21 protein-coding genes are annotated in these 22,813 nt (G+C 62.7%); 9 read left to right on the top strand and 12 right to left on the bottom strand.

Features of this window, described 5'->3' with window-relative positions; all coding sequences use genetic code 11:
* Window positions 1-39: 39 nt before the first annotated feature.
* From ABIC09_RS02870 to ABIC09_RS02845, 6 genes are all read right to left on the bottom strand, one after another.
* The gene (locus ABIC09_RS02870) at window positions 40-813 is read right to left on the bottom strand and encodes a fumarylacetoacetate hydrolase family protein (RefSeq protein ID WP_354108339.1); all 774 of its coding nucleotides are present in this window, start codon (window positions 811-813) and stop codon (window positions 40-42) included.
* Window positions 814-824: 11 nt separating this feature from the next.
* On the bottom strand, window positions 825-1,844 hold the full coding sequence (locus tag ABIC09_RS02865; protein ID WP_354108338.1) for a 2-dehydropantoate 2-reductase: 1,020 nt from the start codon (window positions 1,842-1,844) through the stop codon (window positions 825-827).
* Between the two features lie 100 nt (window positions 1,845-1,944).
* Window positions 1,945-2,370, bottom strand: a complete 426-nt coding sequence (locus ABIC09_RS02860; protein WP_148754653.1) for a CBS domain-containing protein — start codon at window positions 2,368-2,370, stop codon at window positions 1,945-1,947.
* Between the two features lie 197 nt (window positions 2,371-2,567).
* Window positions 2,568-3,890 (bottom strand): oxalate/formate MFS antiporter, encoded by a 1,323-nt coding sequence (gene oxlT / locus ABIC09_RS02855; protein ID WP_354084530.1) that lies wholly within the window; start codon window positions 3,888-3,890, stop codon window positions 2,568-2,570.
* A gap of 260 nt (window positions 3,891-4,150) precedes the next feature.
* A complete protein-coding gene (gene oxlT / locus ABIC09_RS02850; protein WP_354084531.1) occupies window positions 4,151-5,440 on the bottom strand; it encodes an oxalate/formate MFS antiporter in 1,290 nt (429 codons plus the stop codon).
* 247 nt (window positions 5,441-5,687) lie between these two features.
* The gene (locus ABIC09_RS02845; RefSeq protein WP_187435250.1) at window positions 5,688-5,825 is read right to left on the bottom strand and encodes a hypothetical protein; all 138 of its coding nucleotides are present in this window, start codon (window positions 5,823-5,825) and stop codon (window positions 5,688-5,690) included.
* Between the two features lie 309 nt (window positions 5,826-6,134).
* Here ABIC09_RS02845 and ABIC09_RS02840 point away from each other — a divergent pair, with 309 nt between their 5' ends.
* Window positions 6,135-7,463, top strand: a complete 1,329-nt coding sequence (locus ABIC09_RS02840) for an Hsp70 family protein (RefSeq protein WP_354031943.1) — start codon at window positions 6,135-6,137, stop codon at window positions 7,461-7,463.
* Between the two features lie 278 nt (window positions 7,464-7,741).
* On the opposite strand, the gene ABIC09_RS02835 is transcribed toward ABIC09_RS02840, so the two are convergent.
* The gene (locus ABIC09_RS02835) at window positions 7,742-8,185 is read right to left on the bottom strand and encodes an SRPBCC family protein (protein ID WP_354108337.1); all 444 of its coding nucleotides are present in this window, start codon (window positions 8,183-8,185) and stop codon (window positions 7,742-7,744) included.
* Between the two features lie 341 nt (window positions 8,186-8,526).
* On the opposite strand from ABIC09_RS02835, the gene ABIC09_RS02830 reads away from it, so the two are divergent.
* The 4 genes from ABIC09_RS02830 to ABIC09_RS02815 all read left to right on the top strand — a co-directional run bounded on the left by ABIC09_RS02830 (window position 8,527) and on the right by ABIC09_RS02815 (window position 10,765).
* Window positions 8,527-9,657: an alpha/beta hydrolase family protein gene (locus ABIC09_RS02830; RefSeq protein ID WP_354108336.1), complete on the top strand. Its 1,131-nt coding sequence runs from the start codon at window positions 8,527-8,529 to the stop codon at window positions 9,655-9,657.
* 279 nt (window positions 9,658-9,936) lie between these two features.
* Window positions 9,937-10,146: a cold-shock protein gene (locus ABIC09_RS02825; RefSeq protein WP_148754659.1), complete on the top strand. Its 210-nt coding sequence runs from the start codon at window positions 9,937-9,939 to the stop codon at window positions 10,144-10,146.
* Window positions 10,147-10,243: 97 nt separating this feature from the next.
* Entirely contained in the window at window positions 10,244-10,486 is a 243-nt protein-coding gene (locus ABIC09_RS02820; protein ID WP_148754660.1) for a transcriptional regulator, read from the top strand.
* A gap of 54 nt (window positions 10,487-10,540) precedes the next feature.
* The gene (locus ABIC09_RS02815) at window positions 10,541-10,765 is read left to right on the top strand and encodes a hypothetical protein (protein ID WP_354108335.1); all 225 of its coding nucleotides are present in this window, start codon (window positions 10,541-10,543) and stop codon (window positions 10,763-10,765) included.
* A 108-nt stretch (window positions 10,766-10,873) separates the two neighbouring features.
* On the opposite strand, the gene ABIC09_RS02810 is transcribed toward ABIC09_RS02815, so the two are convergent.
* Window positions 10,874-12,454, bottom strand: coding sequence for a winged helix-turn-helix domain-containing tetratricopeptide repeat protein (locus ABIC09_RS02810; protein ID WP_354108334.1), 1,581 nt, complete (start codon window positions 12,452-12,454; stop codon window positions 10,874-10,876).
* A 177-nt stretch (window positions 12,455-12,631) separates the two neighbouring features.
* Between ABIC09_RS02810 and ABIC09_RS02805 the strand changes: the two genes are divergently transcribed.
* A complete protein-coding gene (locus ABIC09_RS02805; protein ID WP_354108333.1) occupies window positions 12,632-13,666 on the top strand; it encodes a methyltransferase in 1,035 nt (344 codons plus the stop codon).
* A 167-nt stretch (window positions 13,667-13,833) separates the two neighbouring features.
* Here the strand turns inward: ABIC09_RS02805 and ABIC09_RS02800 are convergent, their stop codons facing one another.
* The 4 genes from ABIC09_RS02800 to ABIC09_RS02785 all read right to left on the bottom strand — a co-directional run bounded on the left by ABIC09_RS02800 (window position 13,834) and on the right by ABIC09_RS02785 (window position 18,373).
* Complete coding sequence (locus ABIC09_RS02800; RefSeq protein ID WP_148754664.1) at window positions 13,834-14,016, bottom strand: hypothetical protein; 183 nt, start codon at window positions 14,014-14,016, stop codon at window positions 13,834-13,836.
* A 421-nt stretch (window positions 14,017-14,437) separates the two neighbouring features.
* Entirely contained in the window at window positions 14,438-15,715 is a 1,278-nt protein-coding gene (gene frc, locus ABIC09_RS02795; protein ID WP_148754665.1) for a formyl-CoA transferase, read from the bottom strand.
* A gap of 154 nt (window positions 15,716-15,869) precedes the next feature.
* On the bottom strand, window positions 15,870-17,603 hold the full coding sequence (gene oxc, locus ABIC09_RS02790; RefSeq protein WP_354108332.1) for an oxalyl-CoA decarboxylase: 1,734 nt from the start codon (window positions 17,601-17,603) through the stop codon (window positions 15,870-15,872).
* Window positions 17,604-17,677: 74 nt separating this feature from the next.
* Window positions 17,678-18,373, bottom strand: a complete 696-nt coding sequence (locus tag ABIC09_RS02785; protein ID WP_354032183.1) for a GntR family transcriptional regulator — start codon at window positions 18,371-18,373, stop codon at window positions 17,678-17,680.
* Window positions 18,374-18,719: 346 nt separating this feature from the next.
* Here ABIC09_RS02785 and ABIC09_RS02780 point away from each other — a divergent pair, with 346 nt between their 5' ends.
* The 3 genes from ABIC09_RS02780 to ABIC09_RS02770 all read left to right on the top strand — a co-directional run bounded on the left by ABIC09_RS02780 (window position 18,720) and on the right by ABIC09_RS02770 (window position 22,792).
* Window positions 18,720-20,849, top strand: a complete 2,130-nt coding sequence (locus tag ABIC09_RS02780; RefSeq protein ID WP_354031949.1) for an acetate--CoA ligase family protein — start codon at window positions 18,720-18,722, stop codon at window positions 20,847-20,849.
* Between the two features lie 197 nt (window positions 20,850-21,046).
* Entirely contained in the window at window positions 21,047-21,886 is an 840-nt protein-coding gene (locus tag ABIC09_RS02775) for an IclR family transcriptional regulator (RefSeq protein ID WP_354108331.1), read from the top strand.
* A 105-nt stretch (window positions 21,887-21,991) separates the two neighbouring features.
* Entirely contained in the window at window positions 21,992-22,792 is an 801-nt protein-coding gene (locus tag ABIC09_RS02770) for an NYN domain-containing protein (protein ID WP_354108470.1), read from the top strand.
* Window positions 22,793-22,813 lie beyond the last annotated feature (21 nt).

Raw genomic sequence — 22,813 nt, 5'->3', positions numbered from 1 at the left:
TCCACGGCTGGTTGCGTCTGCCGCTCGGGGGAAGCGGGGCTACAGCCGAAACTCGTTGGTCAGCTCGCCGATGCCGTCGATCGCCACCGTCACCGTATTGACCTGCTCCTTCATGACGCCGACGCCGACCGAGGTGCCGACGGCGATGAGGTCGCCGGGGAGCAGGGTCATGTCGTGGGAGATCTTGCTGACGAGGGCTTGCGCACTGAAGATCATGTCCGCGATCGGATAGTTCTGCCGCTCCGCGCCGTTGAGGATGGTGCGCACCGTGAGCTTTGCCGGATCGAGGCCGGTCGCGATCACAGGGCCGAACGGGCCGTAATCGTCGATGCCCTTGGCGCGGGCCCACTGGGGAAATGTGGGATCGCTGGTCAGGATGTCATTGGCGGTGATGTCGTTGACGCAGGTGTAGCCGAAGATGAAACCATCCGCCTCATTGGGCGAGACGCGGGCGCAGGTCTTGCCGATGACGATGCCGAGTTCGCCTTCATAGGTGGTCTTGCCGTCGTAATAAGAGGGACGCCGGATCACGGCGCCCGGCGCCGTGATCGTGGTGGTGGCCTTGAGCAGATAGAGCGGCTCCGGCGGCTCGGGCTGATTGAGCTTGGCCGCGAGCGCGTGAAAGTTGTTCCAGAGCGCGACGATCTTGCTGGGCGCGCAGGGCGCGAGCAACTCGACCTCCGACAGCGCCAGCATCTTGCAGGTAGCCGTGTTGCGGCCGAACATCTCCCCGTCATGCACGTTGATATCAGATGCGGTCAGCGTGCCGAAGCCGGTGGTGCCGGCGTGGCGGAAGCGGAGCCACTGCTTCATCTCGCCAGCCATCACGCCACCGCCAGTGCGCGCGGATCCGATGGCGCGGAGACGCTGTCATAGAGGCCGGCGACGCGGGCGCGCTGGGTCACCATCGCCAGCACCGAGTCGAGTGCCGGCGTCGGGATCCTGGTCAGGCGGCCCATCTCCTGTACCACGGTGACGAGCGGGTCGATCTCCATCGGGCGGCCGCGCTCGAGATCCTGCAGCATCGAGGTCTTGTGCGCGCCGACCTTGCGGGCGCCCTCGATGCGGCGCTCGACATCGACGCGGAATTTGACGCCGAAGGTTTCGGCGATCGCTTGCGTCTCCACCATGATCGCGCGCGACAGCGCCCGCGTCGACGGATCGGTGCAGATCACGTCGAGCGTGGCATGGGTCAGCGCGCTGATCGGGTTGAAGCAGACATTGCCCCAAAGCTTGAGCCAGATCTCGTCGCGGATGCGGTCGAGCACCGGCGCCTTCAGGCCGGCGGCAACGAAGAGGTCGGCGAGGCGCTGCACGTCTGACGTGACCTCGCCGGAAGGCTCGCCGAGCGGAAAATTGTTGCCGTAGACGTGGCGGATCACGCCGGGCTCCTCGATCTCGGTGGCGGGATAGACGATGCAGCCGATCGCGCGTTCGGCCCCAAGCTCGCGCCATTGCCGCCCGCCGGGATCGATGCTCTCCAGCGTCGAATTCTCGTGCTCGCCGCCGTGCTTGTGGAAGTACCAATAGGGGATGCCGTTGACAGCGGTGACGATGCGGGTGTGGGGCCCGAGCAGCGGCTGCATCTTCTCGATCACGCCGGTGATCGAATGCGCCTTCAGCGTGACGATGACATAGTCCTGCACGCCGAGCTCGGCCGCGTTGTCGGTGCAGCGGGGATGGACGGTGTGCTTCTCCTCGCCGGCGAGCAGCGTCAGGCCGTGCTCGCGCATCGCGGCGAGGTGCGCGCCGCGCGCGACCAGGCTGACATCGGCGCCTGCGCGCGCCAGCTGCACGCCGAGATATCCGCCGATCGCGCCGGCGCCGTAGATGCAGATCTTCATGAAATCCTCGCGGGGGTAGCGGAATTTTGGGACGAAAGATCCGGTCCGGCTCGGAGTTGTCCGAGCCGGGGCCGGTCGTCGCGGGGGGAGTGGTCGCGCTTTAGGCTGCTTGCGATGTGCTGTTGGTCGCCTCGTCAACGGCAGCCGCGATGTCGCGCATGCTGATGACGGAGACGAGGCTGTAGTCGTCGATCACGGGCAGGTGCCGGATGTGATTCCGGTTCATCAGATGCCTGACGTGCTCGATTGTGTCCAAGGAGGTGCAGGAGACCAGCTGCTGCACCGAGACCAGCTGCGAGACCTTGACGTTGACGGCATTGGCGCCGTGCTCGGCGACCGCGCGCACCACGTCGCGCTCGGTGAACATGCCGACCGCGGTGTTTCCTTCCGAGCGGACCACGTCCTTCACCACCAGCGCGCTGATGTTGTTGGCTCGCATCAGCTTGGCAGCGATACCCACCGTTTCGTTCATTCGCACCGTGACGACGCGCGGTGTCTTCTTGCGCAGAATGTCTCCGACCAGCATTGCGACCTCCTCGGGTGAAATGATGAGCGAAGTGTGGTATACATAATGCCAATCGTCAAGCACTGGATTTGGCTCATCCGAAAATTCTTGCGGCAGCATTGTTGACGTTTGTCGTCGCCAAAGAAGATAGGGGAGGGCCAAAGAAAAAGGGGCGCATCGCTGCGCCCCTTCTGCCGATCTGACAGGCGTGTGGTCGGCTACGCCGTCTCGGTCTTTGCGCTTGCCGTTGCGGTGTTGGCGCTCTCGGCTTCCTTGCCCAGGATGAAGGAGCGACGCAGCGGCTTGATCACGAACAGCGCCATCAGCGCGGCCGTCGCGTTCAGCGCCACCGCCACCACGAACACGGCCTTCCAGCCATAGGCGGTCGAGATCACGCTTGCGAGCGGGACCAGCAGGGAGGCGGTGCCCTTCGCGGTGTAGAGCATGCCGTTGTTGGTGGTCGCATATTTCGAGCCGAAGGTGTCGCCGCAGGTGGCGGGGAACAGCGAGTAGATCTCGCCGAACACGCCGAAATAAACTGCAGTGGCGAGCACGAACACGATCGGAACGTGACCGTAGGCCGACAGAGTCAACAGCATGAGCGCCGCCGTGCCGAAGGCGATGAACATGGTGTGCTCGCGGCCGATCGTGTCGGACACAAAGCCGAAGAACGGGCGGCCGAAGCCGTCGAAGATGCGGTCGAGCGAGATCGCGAAGGTCAACGCCGCCATCTGGAAGCCGGCGAGCGAGACCGGCGTGTCGGCGATCTTGAAGTCGTGCGCGATCGGCGCGATCTGCGCCGCGGTCATCAGGCCGCCGGAAGCGACCATGACGAAGACGAGATACATCACCCAGAAAATAGGGGCACGCAGCACCTGCGGCGGGGTGAAGTCGATCTTGGTCTGCGGCAGATTGAGCTGCTTCTTCTTCGGCGGGATCGAGATCCGCGGCGGCTGGATGAAGAAGGCGAGCACGAACACGATCACGCCCTGGCCGATGCCGAAGGTGAGGAACGCGTGCTGATAGCCGCTCGTGACGATCATGCTCGCGATCGGCACCACGGTGAGCGCTGCGCCCGCGCCGAAGCCGGCCGCCGTCGCGCCGGCGGCGAGGCCGCGGCGATCGGGAAACCATTTCAGCGCATTGCCGACGCAGGTGCCGTACACCGCGCCCGCGCCCATGCCGCCGATGACGGCTGCGGTATAGAGCAGGGGAAGGCTATCGGCGTAGGAGTTGAGCACCCAGGACAGCGCGATCATCACGCCGCCGAACATGATGACGATACGCGGGCCGTATTTGTCGACGAACCACGCCTCGATCGGCACCAGCCATGTTTCGGTGACGACGAAGATGGTGAAGGCGAGCTGGATCGCGGCGCGACCCCAATGGTGTTCGTGATCGATCGGATCGACGAACAGCGTCCAGCCGTATTGCAGGTTCGCGATCATCGCCATGCAGACGATGCCCATGGCGAGCTGGAGCCAACGGAAACCGGTTCGTAGGGGCGCAGCGGTCACGGCGCCGTCCATGCTGGACATCATCAACAACCTCCCAAGCGCCTGTCTGGTCGCGACACTGCCGCCTATATGACGGAGTGTCGCAAATATTGTGGCTTATCGTCGCAAGCGCGGGCGGCAGCTTGGTATACCATATTCCAGAATGCAAGTCCTATTGTGCGATTGCGCTCAAGAAAGCGCCGGGTTCCCTTCGGGTTTCCGGTATTTGGATATATTCGGTCAAAGCGAAAACGCCCGGCCGTGAGGCCGGGCGTGGTCCGCGAGACGCTGTTGTGCGAACGAGCTCAGACGGTCGATTGCGCGACCACGACCTTGCGCCAGGGTTTGAGCACCAGGATCGCCAGCAGCGAGGCCAGGATGTTGGCGCCGGCCGCGAGCATGAACACGTTGTCCCAATGGCCGGAGGTCTGCTGCACATAGTTTGCGAGCGGCACCAGCAGCGCGGCGGTGCCCTTGGCGGTGTAGAGCAGGCCGGCATTGGTGGTCGCGAACTTCGCGCCGAACGTGTCGGTGCAGGTCGAGGGGAACAGCGAGTAGATCTCGCCCCAGGCGAAGAACACGAAGCCCGACAGGATCACGAACCAGATCGGATCCTGACCCCAGAGATAGAGCATCCAGATCCCGACGCCTTCCATGCCGAAGGCGATGAACATCGTGTTCTCGCGGCCGATCATGTCGGAGATCCAGCCGAAGAATGGGCGCGTCAGGCCGTTGAGCACGCGGTCGATGGTCGCTGCGAACGTCACCGCGGTCATGGTCATGCCGATCAGCGTGACCGGCACGGCGTCGACCTTCCAGTCGACCGCGATCGGCTTCAAGTTTGCCGTCACCATCAGGCCGCCGGCGCCGACGATCACGAACATGAAGTACATCAGCCAGAAGATCGGCTGACGCAAAACTTCGGTCGGCTGGTAGTTGCGACGCGTTTGAACCAGCGCGGCATTCGCCACCACGTTTGGCACCTGGCCCGGCTTCGGCGCCAGCAGGAAAAAGGCGAGAATGCAGATGATGATGCCTTGTCCGAGGCCGAAATAGAGGAACGTGGTCTGGAAGCCGGAATCCTTGATCATGGCCTGGATCGGCGCGACGGTGAGCGCGGAGCCTGCACCGAAGCCGGCAGCCGTGATGCCTGCGGCGAGACCGCGCTTGTCGGGAAACCATTTCAGCGCATTGCCGACGCAGGTGCCGTAGACGCCGCCGGCGCCGATGCCCGCGATGATCATGCCGAGATAGTAGCCGTTGAGTGTGGTGGCCTCCGCGTTGATCGCCCAGCCGATCGCGCAGAGGACGCCGCCGATGAGCACGACGAGGCGCGGACCGTATTTATCGACAAACCATCCTTCGACCGGCACCAGCCAGGTCTCGAACAAAACAAACAAAGTAAAGGCCCACTGGATCGAGGCGCGATCCCAGCCGAATTTCTTCTGGATGTCGGGGACGAAGAAGGTCCAGCCATATTGGTAATTGGCGATCATCACCATGGCCGCTACGCCGATCGCCAATTGCGCCCAGCGATATGTGTCACTGACGCGTGCGGCGGTAGGAGCCGTTGTTGTCTGCACCATGTCCGTCATGAATCCTCCAATAGCGCTTCTGTTTTTCTGAACGAGCGTTGGCGCCATTCTTGTATTCATTATGCCAAGCCTTCAAGCGCGCCACGGCCCATTGTGCGCTTATGACGCAACCCCGTTTGCGAGGCTGCGCAATGTGCCGATTCCCAAATAGAAATGGCCCCGCAGAGCAGGGCCATTCTTCAAAAGTAGGAGTTTGCCGGTTTTACAACCGCCGCGACAATTCGACGCGCCGGGCCTCGTCTTGGCCTTACAGGCCGAAGCGGGGCAGATCGCCGTTGTGGTTGGAGATCTCGGCGCTCGCCATCAGGAAGCGGTCGACGGCGGCCATGAAGCGAGCGAACAGCGAGGAGGTCGGGGCGAGGGCGACGGAAGCGGTCTTGGACATCTGAATTTCCTTTCTCGAGACGGTCAGTATCACTGTCTCATTTTCGGAGGCAATCTATGTATACCAGATGCCACTGTCTATGCATGCCATTGCATAGCAGCATTCGAACTGCCGCATTGCAGCATAATGCTTCGTCAAGCGGGCCGGTCTGGGCTCAAAACGCGCGATTTGGGGCTCAAAACGACTAGGAAAGCGGCTCCGGGTCACTGCGAATCGGTCCTTGAACCCGGCCCTTGCTCGACTCTTGGCACCGCAGTGCAAAACGGTTAGTGGTTCGCCCCCTTTTCCAATCATCCCGCAGAGTGGTTCATGTCGAGCGCCTCGCCCGCCGTCTCGATCGGCATCGATTTTGGAACCAGCAACACGGTCGTAGCGCTCGCGGTGGACGATCGCCGGGTCGAGGCCATCCGCTTCGATCACGGCGGACAACGGCACAGCACCTACGTCTCGGCGCTGTGCTTCTGGGAGGACCGGCCGGGCGCCGGTGCCCAGGCCGAAGGCGGTCCGTGGGCGATCGAGCAGTTTCTCGAAGGCCGCCACGTCCACCGCTTCCTGCAGTCGTTCAAGACCTTTGCGGCGAGCTCCAGCTTCAACACCACGCAGGTGTTCCGGCAGCGCTTCAAGTTCGAGGATATTTTGGCGGCGTTCCTGCGGACGCTGGCGCGCCATGGCGGCGACAGGTTCGGCTTCGAGGTGGCCAACATCACGGTCGGCCGGCCCGTGCGCTTTGCCGGCGGCAATCCCGACGACGATCTGGCCATGCAGCGCTATCGCGCCGCGTTCGAACGCCTCGGCGCCGGCCACGCGCGCTATGTCTACGAGCCCGTGGGCGCGGCGTTCTCCTTCGCCCGCCGGCTGGAGCGCGATGCCACCGTGCTGGTTGCGGATTTCGGCGGCGGCACCAGCGATTTTTCGGTGATGCGCTTCTCGCGCGCGGGCGGCGTCTTGCGCGCCGAGCCGCTTGGCCATGCCGGTATCGGCATTGCGGGCGACACGTTCGATTATCGCATCGTCGATCACGTCGTCTCGCCGCGGCTCGGCAAAGGCTCGAGCTTTCGCTCGTTCGACAAGGTGCTGCCGATCCCGAGCGGCCACTACACCAACCTCGCGCGCTGGCATCAGCTCGCGCTGATGAAGAGCAACGGCGATCTGCGCGAGCTCAGGGAATTGTCGCGCACCGCGCTGAAGCCGGCGCTGCTCGAGGATTTCATCACCATCGTCGATCTCGATCTCGGCTTCTCGCTGTACCGGGCGGTGTCGGACGCCAAGATCGCGCTCTCGGCCAAGGACGAGGTCGACTTTCGCTTCAGGGGCGGCGGTGTCGAGATCGGCTCGACCATCACGCGGAAAAACTTCGATGCCTGGATTGCCGACGACATCGCCCGGCTGGGTGCCACGGTCGACAAGGTGCTGGGCGAAGCCGGCATCACCGCGCGCGAGGTCGAGAAGGTGTTCCTGACCGGCGGCACCTCGTTCGTGCCGGCGGTGCGAAAACTGTTCGCCGACCGGTTCGGCAACGAGCGGCTGATGTCGGGCGATCAGTTCGAGTCGATCGCCTACGGCCTCGCGCTGATCGGACACAGCCCCGAGCCGGATCGCTGGACCGCGGACGGCGGGCTCAAGCCGAAGGGCACGTAACAATCCTTCGCAATCAGCCGGACCTGCTTCGCTGGCAGCAGTTCAATGGGCTCTGCAGAATTCCACAGACTCGATGTGAGTTGTTCACTCGGAAAGTCCCTCATTCTCCGTCATTGCGAGCGCAGCGAAGCAATCCAGAATCGTTCTGCGGAGGGACTCTGGATTGCTTCGCTACGCTCGCAATGACGTGGGTGGATCCGCGCATCCGATCGAACGGATTGACCCGCGGATAACCGCTTTCATCCGGATCGCCTCTGCGGGTGCGATCCGGCTTTAAGCTACTGCTTGATCTCGGGCTCGACGAGACGCGCGAGGTTGCGCAGCGATTCCTGCCAGCCGAGATAGCAGGCCTCCGGCGGGATCGCGTCGGGAATGCCGGCCTGCGTGATATCGAGCTCGGTGCCGACAAGGACTTTCTTCAGCGTCACCGTCACCTCGATCTCGCCGGGCAGGTTCGGATCCTCGAACTTGTCGGTGTAGCGCAGACGTTCGCCGGGGACGAGCTCCAGGAATTCGCCGCCGAAGGCGTGGCCGTTGCCCGTCGTGAAATTCCGGAACGACATTCTGAAGGTGCCTCCGGCCTTCGGCTCCAGATGATGCACGGTGCAGGCAAATCCGTTGGGCGGAAGCCATTTTGCCAGCGCATCGGCCTCCAGGAAGGCGCGATAGACTTTGTCCGGGCTGGTCGTGAGAACGCGGTGCAGGCGTACGGTGCTGGGCATGGTGTTGTTCCCTTTGAATGCTGGGCTCGACGGTGAGGTCTATTGCCCAATCATGGCCTGAGGACGAACGCAGTTGCGCCGATCCGACATGACGGCGTCAGATTTTTTCGCTCGCCGCTTCGCCCATTCTTCTGCGAGCGGCACGTGTCGCACTCTGCTGCCTTGGCTCATTTGCCGAGGCCGCAGGCATTCAACTTCTCCAATCCGATCCGGCACTGTCGGGCGCGATCTGGTATCCTTGCGCGGCTTTCACCGCGAGTTCGACGCGGCGGTGGTGAAGTTTTTTCGCGAGCAGCTCGCTGGCGGCGATCAGTGAGCATCGCGTTCGAGAGGAGGCGAGGATGAGGCGACTGGGCTGCGTGATCGGCTTGCTTGTGCTTCTGCTGTCGCCAGCCGCGGCCGATCCCGCGCTGCCGGGCCTTGTTCGGCAGGATCGGATGCTGCCGATCACGCTTGCCGATGGCAGCCAGGTCAGGCTCGAGACCATGATCCTCCGGCCGGACCGCCCCGGGCGCTTTCCGCTGGTTCTGCTGGTTCACGGGACAATTCCAGGGACCGGGGAAGCCCTTCGCGCCGCACTGGCGCGCGATACGCCGGCCAGTCTGCTCAATCCGGCCGTCGCGTTTGCTCGGCGCGGTTATGCCGTTGCATCGATCATGCGGCGGGGCTTTGGTCATTCAGACGGACCGTTTGCCGAGACGCTGTCCGGACCATGCGATAACAGGGACTATCTCGCTGTTGCGCGGATCGCAGCTGAGGATGTGACCGGCGCACTTGCCGCGCTCCGCAGCGAGCCCTGGGTCGAGCCCGGTCAGGTCGTGCTGATGGGGCATTCGACCGGAGGCATTGCGGTGATCGCCGCGGCGGCGGACAATCCTGCGGGCGTCATCGGTATTCTCAACTTCGAGGGGGCTCACGGTTCTGTCCCGGGACGCACGTGCAGTCCGGATCATCTTGTGGCGGACGCCGGCATCTTTGGCCGCACGGCGCGAATTCCAGCGCTGTGGGCTTATTCGGAGAACGATCGCAGTGCGCCGCCGGCATTGGGCCGTCGCATGTTCGATGCTTACGTCGCTTCCGGCGCGCCTGCGCAATTGCGAGTGCTGCCGCCCTTCGGTGTCGACGGGCATGCCATGGTGCCGATGGGGCCCGCCGACTTTTGGTGGCCGGCTGTCGAGAGTTTCCTGAATCAACTGCGCCTGCCGACGTCAGTACTGGTCGAATTGCCGCCGCCTGCGGCTATCCCGGCGCCGATGCCGCTCAACGCGGCGTGCGCGGGCTATTTCGATTCTTATGTAAAGGCGTGGACCGACCTCAAAGCCTATGCCTGGAATCGCGAAGGCCATTGTTCATCAGTGACCTCCACGCAGCGGACGATCGAAGATGCGAAGAGCGAGGCGATGCACCAATGCGCGGCCGCCTGGAAGGAATGCTCGCTCTATGCGGTTGGGCAGGCGCTGGCGCCCGGTTAGAGTCTTGGCGTCACCATATCCCAACGCTGTCTGGTGCAGTTCCGCGTTACTCGGTTGGGAGCGTTGGCGATATTACGCGCCCCCATACCGGGGGGCGCGATTAAATCCGGCCAAAGCCTTGCTAATTTCGACGGCAAGGTATACCTTAGGGTTGTTCGTTCAGCCGCTGTGCCTTGTTGAATGCGCCCGCGGGCTCCTTTTCCATCGACATCGACGAATTGAAACGGTTCTGCGTGAGTATCACGCGGAACGCACATTTGTGCTCTTTGGAGAAGAAAAATGGCAACAGGTACTGTGAAGTGGTTTAACGGCCAGAAGGGTTTTGGATTCATTCAGCCCGACGACGGCGGCAACGATGTGTTCGTTCACATCAGCGCGGTCGAGCGGGCTGGTCTTGGTGGTCTCGCCGAGGGCCAAAAGGTCAACTTCGAGGCCAAGACCGACAAGATGCGAGGCAAGGTCAGCGCTGAGAATCTCTCGCTGGCTTAAGTCCATCAGTGCCGTTTCACGGATGTACTGAAACGGCCATGCGACCCGCTCGATCCCTGGATTGAGCGGGTTTTGTCTGTTGCCGAAAGGGTGAAAGATGAGCGCCAGGAAATCGGCCGAACCGTCACCCGAAAGCATCGCGCGCTCCAACCGCCAACGCTTGGCTGCTCAAGAAGGCGCGCAAGCGATGCTGGACGCCGAAAAGCAGGCTGTCGACCTGCGCAAGAACATGGCGCGGCTTCGCCAGTTGCGTGAGGCCAGGGAAGCAGCCGATGCCACCCTTCAGGCATCGTTGCCGGCCCCGACCCCGACGAAGCGCAAGAGAAAGCCGCCGCAATAGCCGACGTCAATATCGCTGCCGAACGATGCGACAGGGCCGGTCACATGCCAGGGAGTGCGGATCGTGCCTAGGATCAAGCCGGACGGCGGTGGCACCATCACCTTCTTTCTCGCGCACGGCGCCGGGCGGCAGCTCTGCCAGCTTGCGACCACCTTTGCGACCCAGAAGCAGGCTTTCAGCTACCTTCAAAAATACCGCACGGAGTTCGAGCGCATCGCACGGACGCGGCTGGATTCGGGAGAGCTCGAAGACGGCGTCGTTGTGCTGTCGATGCTCTAGGTGACTCTACCCTAGGCCGTTTACCCATAAACCCGACGGCGTGATGCGAAGATGCCTGCGCCGGCTTTGCCGCTATAGCGACCAAATTCGTGCGCAGCGCAGTATGCGTCAAAAGCAGTCATCCGGCACGCCAGCTATTCGCCAGGCTTGTCCCAATTTCTCGACATCTTCGAGCCGGCGAAACGGCGAACTTTTGATGCCGGAAATCCGCAGAGCGGGGTCGCTTTGCAGGACTGCGTCGCAGGCGCGACGGGCTTCGGCGGTGCGCCCGGCCATCGCAAGGCTCGACATCAGTATTCGCTGCGCGCCCAGAAAATTCGGCTGGCGCTGGATGGCGCTCGTGGCGCAGGACAGAGCTTCCTCATATCGCTCGGCAAAGAAATGAGCGAAGGCCATCCCGGTTTGCGGAATGAACAGGTGGGGATCGACCGGACTCAAGCGAATTGCTGCCGAGAATTGCTCGATCGCTGCATCGTGATTGCCGAGAAAAACCTGAGCCCAGCCTGCCCAAAGACGCGCCATAGCCAGATTGGGGTCGAGTGCAATGGCTCTTGCTGCAAGAGCCGAGCCGGTCTCCGGCTCTCCGAGCATGTAGGAATAGACATGTGCTGCGTGCGCAAGCACCAGAGGATCGTCCTGGTCGAGCTGCACCGCTCGTTCGACCAGTTGTCGGCTTTGGGCCCGCTCCTTTGCCGCGTCCTCGATCCATCCGAACCCTTTCTTCTGACCGAAAATGTTTGCTCCGGAGGCGTAGGCGACGGCAAATGCAGGATCGAGCGAAATGGCAAGTTTAGTCATCCTGAGAGCTTCAACGCTGCCCTCCCGCGTCCACTGGTAGATGCTGAATTTAGAGCGCAGATAATAGTCATAGGCCTGGAGGCTTTCGGTCGGTTTGCGCCGTGCGCGCTCTATCTCGGCCCGCTCAAGCTGCGGAGACATCGCGCCTATCACGCCGCTCGTCAGGCGGTCCTGCAGATCGAAGATGTCTTCGAGCTCGCCATCGAACCTGTCCGCCCAGATGTGCGTGTCCGTGGACGCATCGATCAATTGCCCGGTCACCCGAACCCGTCGTCCGGCCTTGCGCACGCTGCCTTCCAGGACGTAGCGAACACCAAGCTCACGACTGATCCGCTTGATGTCGACGGCTTCGCCCTTGTAGGTGAAACTCGAATTGCGCGAGATGACGAACAGCAATTTCGATCGCGACAGTCCCGTGATGATATCCTCGACCATGCCGTCGGCGAAATATTCCTGCTCCGGATCGTCGCTTAGATTCTGGAACGGAAGCACCGCGATGGAAGGTTTGTCGGGAAGCGCAAGGACGGGTCTTGGGTGTTCCATCGGACGGTCGTTGGAGATCGGCGCGCCGGCGGGTCCTTGCGCTTGCAGAATGGGTCCGACGAAACGGAAGCCCTTTCGCGGCAGTGTCTTGATCAGGCGCTGTTCCTGACCGGAATCGCCGATCGCATTTCGCGCGGCATTAAGGCGAGTTGTCAGCGCTTCGTCGGACACGCTGCGCCCGTTCCAAACGGCATTGATGAGATCGTCCTTGCTGACGACGCGCTCCCGGTTGCGGATCAGATAATCGAGCAGGTCGAAAACCTTGGGCGCGATGGCGACGACTCCCGCGTCGCGATGCAACTCGCGGCGGTCCGTGTCGAATACGTAATTCTCGAACAAATAGCGCAACTTGCCGTTCCCCCAGGTGGCCGCCGATCGTCGAGACACCAGCACCGATCGCACCCGCAAGAATAAGCCGGTGGTAAGGAAAAAGTAAGCCGTAGGTCAGGCGTACCCGCGCATGCCTTGGCACTCTCGTCTGAGTGAAAATACCCCCGGAAGAGACGCTCGAACTTGGAGCAGGTTATGTCGGAATCGATTCAGGCGGCTACTCCGTGCCTCCCGCCGCATGCTCAGCTGATACAGATGGGGACAGGCGGCGCGGTCGCTAATGTCGTGCACATCGCGGCGAAGCTTGGGTTGGCTGATAAACTTGCTGATGGACCGAAGAGTGCTGTGGAGCTGGCCGGCCCGTCAGCTCTGCATGCCCCCTCCTTGCACAGATTGATGAGAACGATGGCCAGTCTGGGGCTTCTCACTGAAGGTGAACGACTGCGATTTTCGTTAACGAAGCTCGGCGAGGCATTAAGGTCGGATGCTCCGGGCTCGGCAAGATCGACGTTGCTCATGACGGGAAGTAGTTGGGTCGGAAGTGGCTTCGCCAATCTACTTCATTCCTTGGAAACAGGCCGTACAGGCTTCGAAAAAGCACACGGGGTGCCGTTCTTCGACTATCTTGCTCAACATCCCGAAGACGCTTCAGTGTTTAGTGAAGCAATGGTTGGGCTTCATGGAGGAGAACCGCCAGCGGTCGCGGCGGCCTACGATTTCTCTATGTTCCAGACCGTCGTCGATGTTGGAGGGGCATCTGGCAATATGCTCGGTGCTATACTTGGACGATACCCAGAGCCTCGAGGCTTGTTGTTCGATCAGCCGCACGTTGTGATCGATGTTGAAAAAACGCTCAAAGCGAACGGCGTTACGGGTCGTGTGACCGTCGAGGCTGGAGATTTTTTTCTGTCCGTGCCTTCGGGCGGCGACGCTTACATCTTGTCGCATATCTTGCACGATTGGACCGATGACCAGTGCCTGACAATTCTGGGTCATTGTCGCAGAGCCGTGAAGCCGGATGGACGACTGCTCATTGTCGAGATGGTCCTGCCTCCCGGTGACGCTCCACATCCGGGGAAGATACTGGATATGGTGATGCTGGCGTTGATCGGTGGGCAGGAGCGCACGGAAACCGAGTACGCCAGTCTACTGGACAAGGCTGGTTTCCACCTCAGTCGCGTCGTGGCAACACAATCACCGGTCAGCGTCGTAGAAGCCGTTCTGGCCTAAGTGCCGCAAGGTCCGCTGGGACTCACCGGGAGGGCGCGGCGCAGGTTGATATCCGCTCAGGCCCAAAATTCATGCGGTGGTCGATGGAAGAGTCTGCCGGTACGGTTGGCGCTAAGGCCCGGTGAGGCACAGGACATCCGATTTGCCGGAAAACTCCTGTCCGCGTCCTAGTCTTCGCGTGTTTTCGGCTGAGCCTCACGGGCCAATCGTTCCGCTTTCAGCCGCTCACGGTTCTCGTGCAGGGAGTGCTGGTCCTTCGCGTAGTCATTCATCGGCTTCTGCGTTGTGGCAGGCTTGAACGCCTTGTTGGCCTCACGCTTGGCGCGATCGGAGGTTTGATCTTTCAGCATGTCGATCTCGATTTTGTCTGGACGTGTATGATCCGCGAACGCGCCGACGTCCTGTCCGCGTTCGCGGGCTGGTGAACGGTGCGTTGTCCTTGGAGCGGAGAAGTCGGGTCTGGATAAGCAACTGACGGCCACCGCGTTGGTTCCTCGAAAAGTCGGCGCGCCGCAGTGGCGAGCCTCTGCGTCGAGACGCCCTTCGATGGGCCGACCCTCACTTTTCGCATGATGACATCCTACGCCTGTTTTGCCCGACGCGTCAAAGGAAATTCGTAAAATACGAAGTTCCCTATACCCGCCAAGGGGTTCGCTACTGTGCATGGGGTTGTTTTTTGTTTTTACTTTGGGCTTGCGGCCGTACGGCGCGTCTGACGCAAAAAGGCCGCCTAGAAGGGCGGCCCTTTCGTCTGAAGCGTTGTGGTGCCGCTTACTCGGCGGCCTGCTTCTGCGGCGGATCGAGCGCGCCGGACTTGTGGATATCGGCGACCTGGTGATCGCTGAAGCCGAGCACGCTGCGCAGGATCTCGTCGGTGTGCTCGCCGAGCAGCGGCGAGCGCTGCACGTCGCTCGGGGAGTCCGACAGCTTGATCGGGTTGCCGACCGAGATGTACTTGCCGCGGGTCGGGTGGTCGACCTCGACCACGGTGCCGGTCGCGCGCAGCGACTGGTCTTCCGCGATCTCCTTCATCGACAGGATCGGGCCGCAGGGGATGTCATCCTTGTTGAGGATCTCCATCGCCTCGAACTTGGTCTTGGTCATCGTCCACTGCTCGATGCGGCCGAAGATCTCGTTCAGGCGCGGCAGGCGGGCAGCCGGCTTGGCGTAGTTCGGATCGGTCTTCCAGGTCGGCTCGCCGATCACGTCGCAGATCTTCTCCCAGACCGGCGCCTGGGTGATGAAGTAGATGTAGGCGTTGGGATCGGTCTCAAAGCCCTTGCACTTCAGGATGCGGCCGGGCTGGCCGCCGCCGGAATCGTTGCCGGCGCGCGGCACGGCATCGCCGAACGGAATGCCTTCGCCGAACTGGCTGTATTCCCTGAGCGGGCCGCGCTCGAGGCGCTGCTGGTCGCGCAGTTTTACGCGCGCGAGGTTCAACACGCCGTCCTGCATCGCGGCAGTGACCTTCTGGCCCTTGCCCGAATGCGTGCGCTGATAGAGCGCGGTGACGATGCCGAGCGCCAGATGCAGGCCGGTGCCGCTGTCGCCGATCTGCGCGCCGGTGACGAGCGGCAGGCCGTCGCGGAAGCCGGTGGTGGAGGCGGCGCCGCCGGTGCACTGCGCGACGTTCTCATAGACCTTGCAGTCCTCGTACGGCCCGGGACCAAAACCCTTGATCGAGGCGACGATCATCTTCGGGTTGATCGCCTGGATCTTCTCCCAGGGGAAGCCCATGCGGTCGAGCACGCCGGGGCCGAAGTTCTCGACCAGCACGTCGCATTTCTTGATCAGCTCGGTGAGGACTTCCTTGCCCTTGGGGTTCTTGGTGTCGAGCGTGATCGAGCGCTTGTTGTGGTTGAGCATGGTGAAATACAGACTGTCCACGTTCGGGATGTCCTGCAGCTGGCCGCGGGTGATGTCACCCACGCCCGGGCGCTCCACCTTGATCACGTCGGCGCCAAACCATGCGAGCAGCTGCGTGCAGGTCGGTCCGGACTGGACGTGGGTGAAGTCGAGAATGCGAACGCCCTCGAGCGCTTTGGTCATCGTGTTGCTCCTGTTACCATTCTGTTTCCGTCATGCCCGCGAAGGCGGGCATCCAGTATTCGCTGAAGGTTCAATTGGGCCTCAGTGCTCGCCTGAAGGATGGTTCGGCGATTACTGGATTCCCCGCCTGCGCGGGGAATGACCCGGCGGTCCATTACTTCTTCTTCTGCAGAACGCTCTGCGGATTGAGGTTGCCGATGCGGCCGCTCTCCGAGCCCGCGGCCGGATCGATCACCGCGTTGATGAGCGTCGGCTTGCGTGAAGCCATCGCCTCGTTGACGGCGCGCTTGAGCTCGTCGGGCGAGGTCGCATTCACGCCGACGCCGCCGAAGGCTTCCATCATCTTGTCGTAGCGCGCGCCCTTGACGAACACGGTTGTCGCCGGATCGGCGTTGACGCTGTTGACGTCGGTGCCGCGATAGATGCCGTCATTGTTGAAGATGACGACGCAGATCGGAAGGTCGTAGCGGCAGATGGTCTCGACCTCCATGCCGGAGAAGCCGAAGGCGCTGTCGCCTTCAACCGCCAGCACGGGGTGGCCGGTCTCCAGCGCAGCCGCGATCGCCTGGCCCATGCCGATGCCCATCACGCCCCAGGTGCCGACGTCGAGACGCTTGCGTGGGCGGTACATGTCGATGACGCCGCGGGCGAGGTCGAGCGTGTTCGCGCCTTCGTTGACCAGGATCGCCTCGGGGTGATCCTTGATGACGTTCTTCAGCACGCTGAGCGCGCCGTGATAGTCCATCGGCGACTTGTTGTTCATCAGCTTCGGCGCCATCTTGGCGACGTTCTCGTCGCGCTTGGATGCGATGGCCTTGGTCCATTCGGCCGGAGGAGCGGTCCAGCCCGACGCAAGCGCCTGGTTGAAGGCGGACACGACCGAGCCGATGTCGCCGACGACGGGCGCGACGATCTCGACGTTGGAATCCATTTCCCTCGGCTCGATGTCGACCTGGATGAACTTCTTCGGGGATTCGCCCCAGCTCTTGCCCTTGCCGTGCGACAGCAGCCAGTTCAGCCGCGCGCCGATCAGCATGACGACGTCGGAGTCCTTCAGCACCGTCGAACGCGCGGCACCGGCGCATTGCGGATGCGTGTCGGGGAGCAGGCCCTTGGCCATGCTCATCGGCAGGAACGGCACGCCGCTCTTCTCGACGAAGTTCTTGATCTCCTCATCGGCCTGCGCGTAGGCCGCGCCCTTGCCGAGGATGATGAGGGGACGCTTTGCGGCCTTCAGCACGTCGAGCGCGCGCTTGACCGAAGCAGGCGAGGGGATCTGCGCGGGCGCAGCGTCGATCACCTTGACCAGCGACTTCTGACCGGCCTCGGCGTTCATCACCTGGCCGAACAGCTTTGCCGGCAGGTCGAGATAGACGCCGCCCGGACGGCCCGAGACCGCCGCGCGGATGGCGCGGGCAAAACCGATGCCGATATCCTGAGCGTGCAGCACGCGATAGGCCGCCTTGCACAGCGGTTTTGCGATCGCGAGCTGGTCCATCTCTTCGTAGTCGCCCTGCTGGAGGTCGACGATCTCGCGCTCGGAGGAGCCCGAGACCAGGATCATCGGGTAGCAGTTGGTGGTGGCGTGCGCGAGCGCGGTGAGGCCGTTGAGGAAGCCGGGCGCGGACACCGTCAGGCAGACGCCGGGCTTCTTGGTGAGGTAGCCGGCGATGCCTGCGGCGTAGCCGGCGTTCTGCTCGTGGCGGAAGGAGATCACGCGAAGGCCGGCGGCCTGCGCCATGCGGCCCAAATCCGTGATCGGGATGCCCGGCACATTATAGATGGTGTTGATGCCGTTCAGCTTGAGCGCGTCGATGACGAGATGGAAGCCATCCGTCAGTTCCTGCTCGGTGCCCGGTGCTTCGGACTTGGTCGCGGTGTTCAGCATGGGCCTTGTCTCCCTGGTCTCAAGATAACGGGGCGAATTTTTCGCCCTTCTGGTGAATGTTGTCAGGTGAAGAGCTACGTGAATAGTTCCTGGCCGTGCGCTTCGACGTAAGCGGCTAGACCAAGGGTGTGATCGCGGGCGCGCTTCTCGGCGAGCTCGGTGTCACGTGCCTCGAGCGCTTCGATCATGCCGAGATGCTCGGGCAGCGACGTCGCGGTGCGGTCCTTGCGGCCGATCGTGAGCTGGCGATAGCCGCGCACGTGCAACAGAAGATCGTTGGTGAGATCGACCAGCACCGGAGATTCCGACAACGAGATCAGCGCCTGGTGGAAGGCGATGTTGGCGCGCGAATATTCCTCGACGTGATCCTGGGGCAGGCGGTCTTTGCCAAAGTCCTTGAAGTAGTCGCGCAGCGCAGTGATGTCCTTCTTGCGCGCGGTCGTGGTGATGAGGCGCGCGGCCATGCTCTCCAGCGCCGCCCAGGCGCGGATCATGTCGACGATCTCGCTCTTGGTCCGGCGCACCACCATGATGCCGCGGCGCGGAACGGTCTTCACGAAACCGTCCTGCTCGAGCATCGCGATGGCTTCGCGGATCGGCGTGCGGCTGACACCCAGGCGTTCGGACAATGCGCGCTCGTCCAGCATCACCGGCTCGGGTGTCGAGTAGATGTCCATCTTGAGGATGGCTTCCTTCAAGGCATCATACGCCTTGTTCTTGAAGCTGCTCTCCGGGGCAATACGAACGATTGCGATGTCTGCCTCGGCCATGTTCGGCAACGCCTTGGTTGGTTTCCGCAGTGACACGACGATTCTCCTCCAGTGGGAGTCGTCTTTTACAGGAATATTACCGGAAAGTTTTTGGCATACCATATGCCAGAATGTCAAGCTGCCTATTTTTTGCGGCGTTCTAAGGTGGTCTCTGACTTGACAAGTTGGCTTCTGGCATACCAAATGCCATCGCTAGCCATTTTTGATCCAAACCGGCAGTGTAGTCCAGGCATTTCTGCCGCTGCATTCCGCCGCGCGGAACAGAGCGCGGCGATGGCGAGTATCACGGGCAGCCGCATCACGCGCGCCTTGCAAAGCAAGAACTGAAGGTCAAGGGAGAAGCCATATGTCCAATTCGAAAGACGTCGTCCGCAAGGTCCTTGACCAGGTCAAGGCCGACAACCGCGCCAGCCTGACCGCCCCGGAAGGCAAGCTGGTCTGCGACGCCTACGGCATTCCGGTGCCGAAGGAGGGCGTGGCGAAGTCGGCGGGCGAGGCCGGCAAGATGGCGTCCTCGATGGGCTTCCCGGTGGTGATGAAGATCGTCTCGCCGGACATTCTCCACAAGACCGAGGCCGGCGGCGTCATCGTCGGTGTCAAGACGGCGCAGGATGCCGAGAAGGCCTACGAGACCATTCTCGGGAACGCCAGGAAGTACAAGGCCGATGCCAAGATCGAGGGCATCCAGGTCCAGCAGATGCTGGCCGGCGGCACCGAAGTGATCGTCGGCTCGATCACCGACGGTTCGTTCGGCAAGCTGGTCGCCTTCGGCCTCGGCGGCGTGCTGGTCGAAGTCTTGAAGGACATCACCTTCCGCCTCGCGCCCGCGACCAAGGAAGACGCGCTTTCGATGCTCGACGGCATCCAGGCGCATGAGATTCTGAAGGGTGTGCGCGGCGGCGAGCCCGTTAACCGCACGGCGCTGGCCGACGTCATCGTCAAGGTCTCGCAGCTCGTCACCGATTTCCCTGAGATCGTCGAGCTCGACCTCAATCCGGTGTTTGCGACGGCGAAGGACGCGATCGCGGCCGACGTGCGCATCGTCGTCGACTTCGCCTACAAGCCGAAGCCGAAGCCGCGCCCGACCGAAGAGATCGTCGCGGCCATGAGCCGCATCATGCAGCCGAAGGCGGTCGCCGTGGTCGGCGCCTCAGCCGAAGACGGCAAGATCGGCAACTCCGTGATGAAGAACCTCATCAACGGCGGCTACAAGGGCGACATCTATCCGATCCATCCCAAGGCCGCCGAGATCCTCGGCTACAAGGCCTACAAGAGCGTCAAGGACGTACCGGGTGTGATCGACACCGCCGTGTTCGCGATCCCCGCGAAGTTCGTGGCTGCGGCGCTGATCGAATGCGGTGAGAAGAAGATCCCGGGCGCGGTGCTGATCCCGTCGGGCTTCGCTGAAGCCGGCGCGCCGGAGCTGCAGGCCGAGATCGTCGAGGTCGGCAAGAAGTACGACATTCGCCTGATGGGGCCGAATATCTACGGCTTTTATTATACGCCGGCGAACCTCTGCGCCACCTTCTGCACGGCTTACGACGTGAAGGGCCACGCGGCGCTGTCGTCGCAGTCGGGCGGCATCGGCATGGCGATTATCGGCTTCTCGCGCTCGGCCAAGATGGGCGTCTCCGCGATCGTCGGCCTCGGCAACAAGTCTGATATCGACGAGGACGATTTGCTCGCCTTCTTCGAGCAGGATCCGAACACCTCGATCATTGCCCAGCACTGCGAAGACCTCAAGGACGGCCGCGCCTTCGCGGAAGCCGCCAAGCGCGTCTCCAAGAAGAAGCCGGTCGTCGTGCTCAAGGCCGGCCGCACCTCGGCCGGCGCGAAGGCGGCCTCGTCGCACACCGGCGCGCTCGCCGGTAACGACAAGATCTATGAGGACGTGCTGGCGCAGTCCGGCGTGATCCGCGCCCGCAGCTTGCGGCAGCTGCTCGAATTCGCCCGCGGCGTGCCGGTGCTGCCGACGCCGAAGGGCGAGAACGTGCTGATCATCACCGGTGCTGGCGGCTCGGGCGTGCTGCTGTCGGACTCCTGCGTCGACAACGGCCTGTCGCTGATGTCGATGCCGCCGGATCTCGATGCGGCCTTCCGCAAGTTCATCCCGCCGTTCGGCGCGGCCGGAAATCCTGTGGATATCACCGGTGGCGAGCCGCCGATCACCTACGTCAACACGGTGAAGCTCGGCCTGTCGGACGAGCGCATCCACTCGCTGATCCTCGGCTACTGGCACACCATCGTCACGCCGCCGATGGTGTTCGCCCGTAACATGGTCGAGGTGAAGAAGGAGATGGAGGCCAAGGGCTTTGTGAAGCCGATCGTGGCCTCGCTCGCCGGCGACGTCGAGGTCGAGGAAGCCGCCGAATACCTCTACCAGAACGGCATCCCGGCCTATGCCTATTCGACCGAACTGCCGGTCGAGGTGCTCGGCGCCAAGTACAAGTGGGCGCGCGGCGCGGGCCTGCTCTGAGAAGAGACGCCGCTTCGGCATGATCCGAAGCGGGTGGTTGTTCACCTCTCCCCGCGTGCGGGGAGAGGTCGGATTGCGAAGAAATCCGGGTGAGGGGGACTCTCCGCGAGTCTCTTTGTCACCGTGATCGTGGAAGCAGCCCCTCACCCCAACCCTCTCCCCGTAAGAACGGGGCGAGGGAGAACGTGCAGGTCGCGATGAGCAGGAACGTGATCCAGCGCAAATCGCTCGAAACACGATCGGCATCGGAGGCCGATCGCGACGGCGGCGTGCAGTCCGTCGACCGGGCGCTGTCGATCCTCGAGACTTTGGCCGAGGACGACGAAGGCTATCGCCTCAGCGATCTCGCCGTTCGCACCGGGCTGTCGGCCTCGACCGTGCACCGCCTACTGGCGACGCTGGAGAGCCGCCGCTTCGTACAGTTCGACCGCGCCGAATCCAAATGGCATGTCGGCGTGCGCAGCTTTACCGTGGGCGCGAGCTTCGCGCGGCGGCGCAATTTCACCGCGCAGGCGATTCCCTATTTGCGCAAGCTGCGCGATCTCACCCGCGAGACCGCAAATCTCGCCGTGGTTGACGACGAATTCATCATCGTGCTGACCCGCATGGAGAGCCGCGAGATCATGCGCTCGCTGACCAAGGTCGGCGGCCGCGTCCCGATGGTCACCTCAGGCGTCGGCAAGGCCGTGCTTGCGACCTATTCCGACGAGGATGTCGGCGCTGTCATCCGCCATCACGGCATGCCCAGGTTGACGGAAAAATCCATCGTGCGGCCAAGCGACCTGTTCAAGGAGCTGGCGGCGGTCCGCAAGCAGGGGTTTGCGATCGATGACGAGGAGGCGCAGATGGGCCTGCGCTGCGTCGCCGCCGTGGTCTACAACGCGCTCGCCGAGCCGCTCGCCGCGATCTCGGTGTCCGGCATGACCAGCCGAATCACGGACGATCGATTGCCTGAGGTCGGCCGGATGGTGCGCGAAGTGGCCGCAGAGCTCACGGCTGCGCTCGGCGGCGTCGTGCCGGAGCCGAAAACAGCCTGAGTCCAGATTCGGTCGGCCGTGCCCCCTGCGAAATCAGCCCTGGCGCTAAGAGCCCCGACATCGGTATATCCGTCCACCGTTGTCGCGTCATTCGTGGGGAATATCATGCCTTCCGAGCTTCGTTCGCCCCGTCTCGCCGTCCTGATCGACGCTGACAACGCTTCCGCAAAGATCGCGGATGGACTGTTCGAGGAGATTGCCAAGATCGGCGAAGCGAGCGTTCGCCGCATCTATGGCGACTTCTCCAACGCCCGGTCCAGGGCCTGGGCCGACATCCTGTCGAAGCACGCCATCATCCCGCAGCAGCAGTTCGCCTATACGACGGGAAAGAATGCCTCCGACATCACGCTGGTCATCGACGCCATGGACCTGCTTCACAGCGGCCGGTTCGACGGCTTTTGCCTGGTCTCGTCCGACAGCGACTTTACCCGTCTCGCCGCCCGCATCCGGGAGCAGGGCGTCGATGTCTTCGGGTTCGGCGAGCAGAAGACGCCGGAAAGTTTTCGGCAGGCCTGCCGAAAGTTCGTCTACACCGAGAACCTGCTTGCCGCCCCGGCGAACACCCAGGATGCCGCCTCGAGGTCGGCCTCGCTTCAGCCGCCTGACGCGGCCGTCCCCATGATCAAGAAAGTCATCGCCCAGATGGAAAGCGAAGACGGATGGGTTTCTCTCGGGGAAGTCGGAAAAGGGCTTACCAACCTTGCCCCCGATTTCGATTCGAGAACCTACGGCTCCCGCAAGCTGAGCGATCTTGTGCGAAAGACGAATTCGTTCGAAATTGATGAGCCAAAGGGCCGGTCGATGCGGATTCGGATCAAGCCCACTGCTGCACGACCGCCGAGAAGGCGGAACCCGCGCAGACCAGCAAGCTCGGGGGCGGCAGGCGGGTCGGCGCCTAAGGCGTAAGCAGGGTGTGCCGTTATATTT

Source organism: Bradyrhizobium sp. S3.12.5 (assembly GCF_040548225.1).
Lineage (GTDB): Bacteria > Pseudomonadota > Alphaproteobacteria > Rhizobiales > Xanthobacteraceae > Bradyrhizobium > Bradyrhizobium cytisi.
This window is presented reverse-complemented; position numbering and strand designations above follow the sequence as displayed.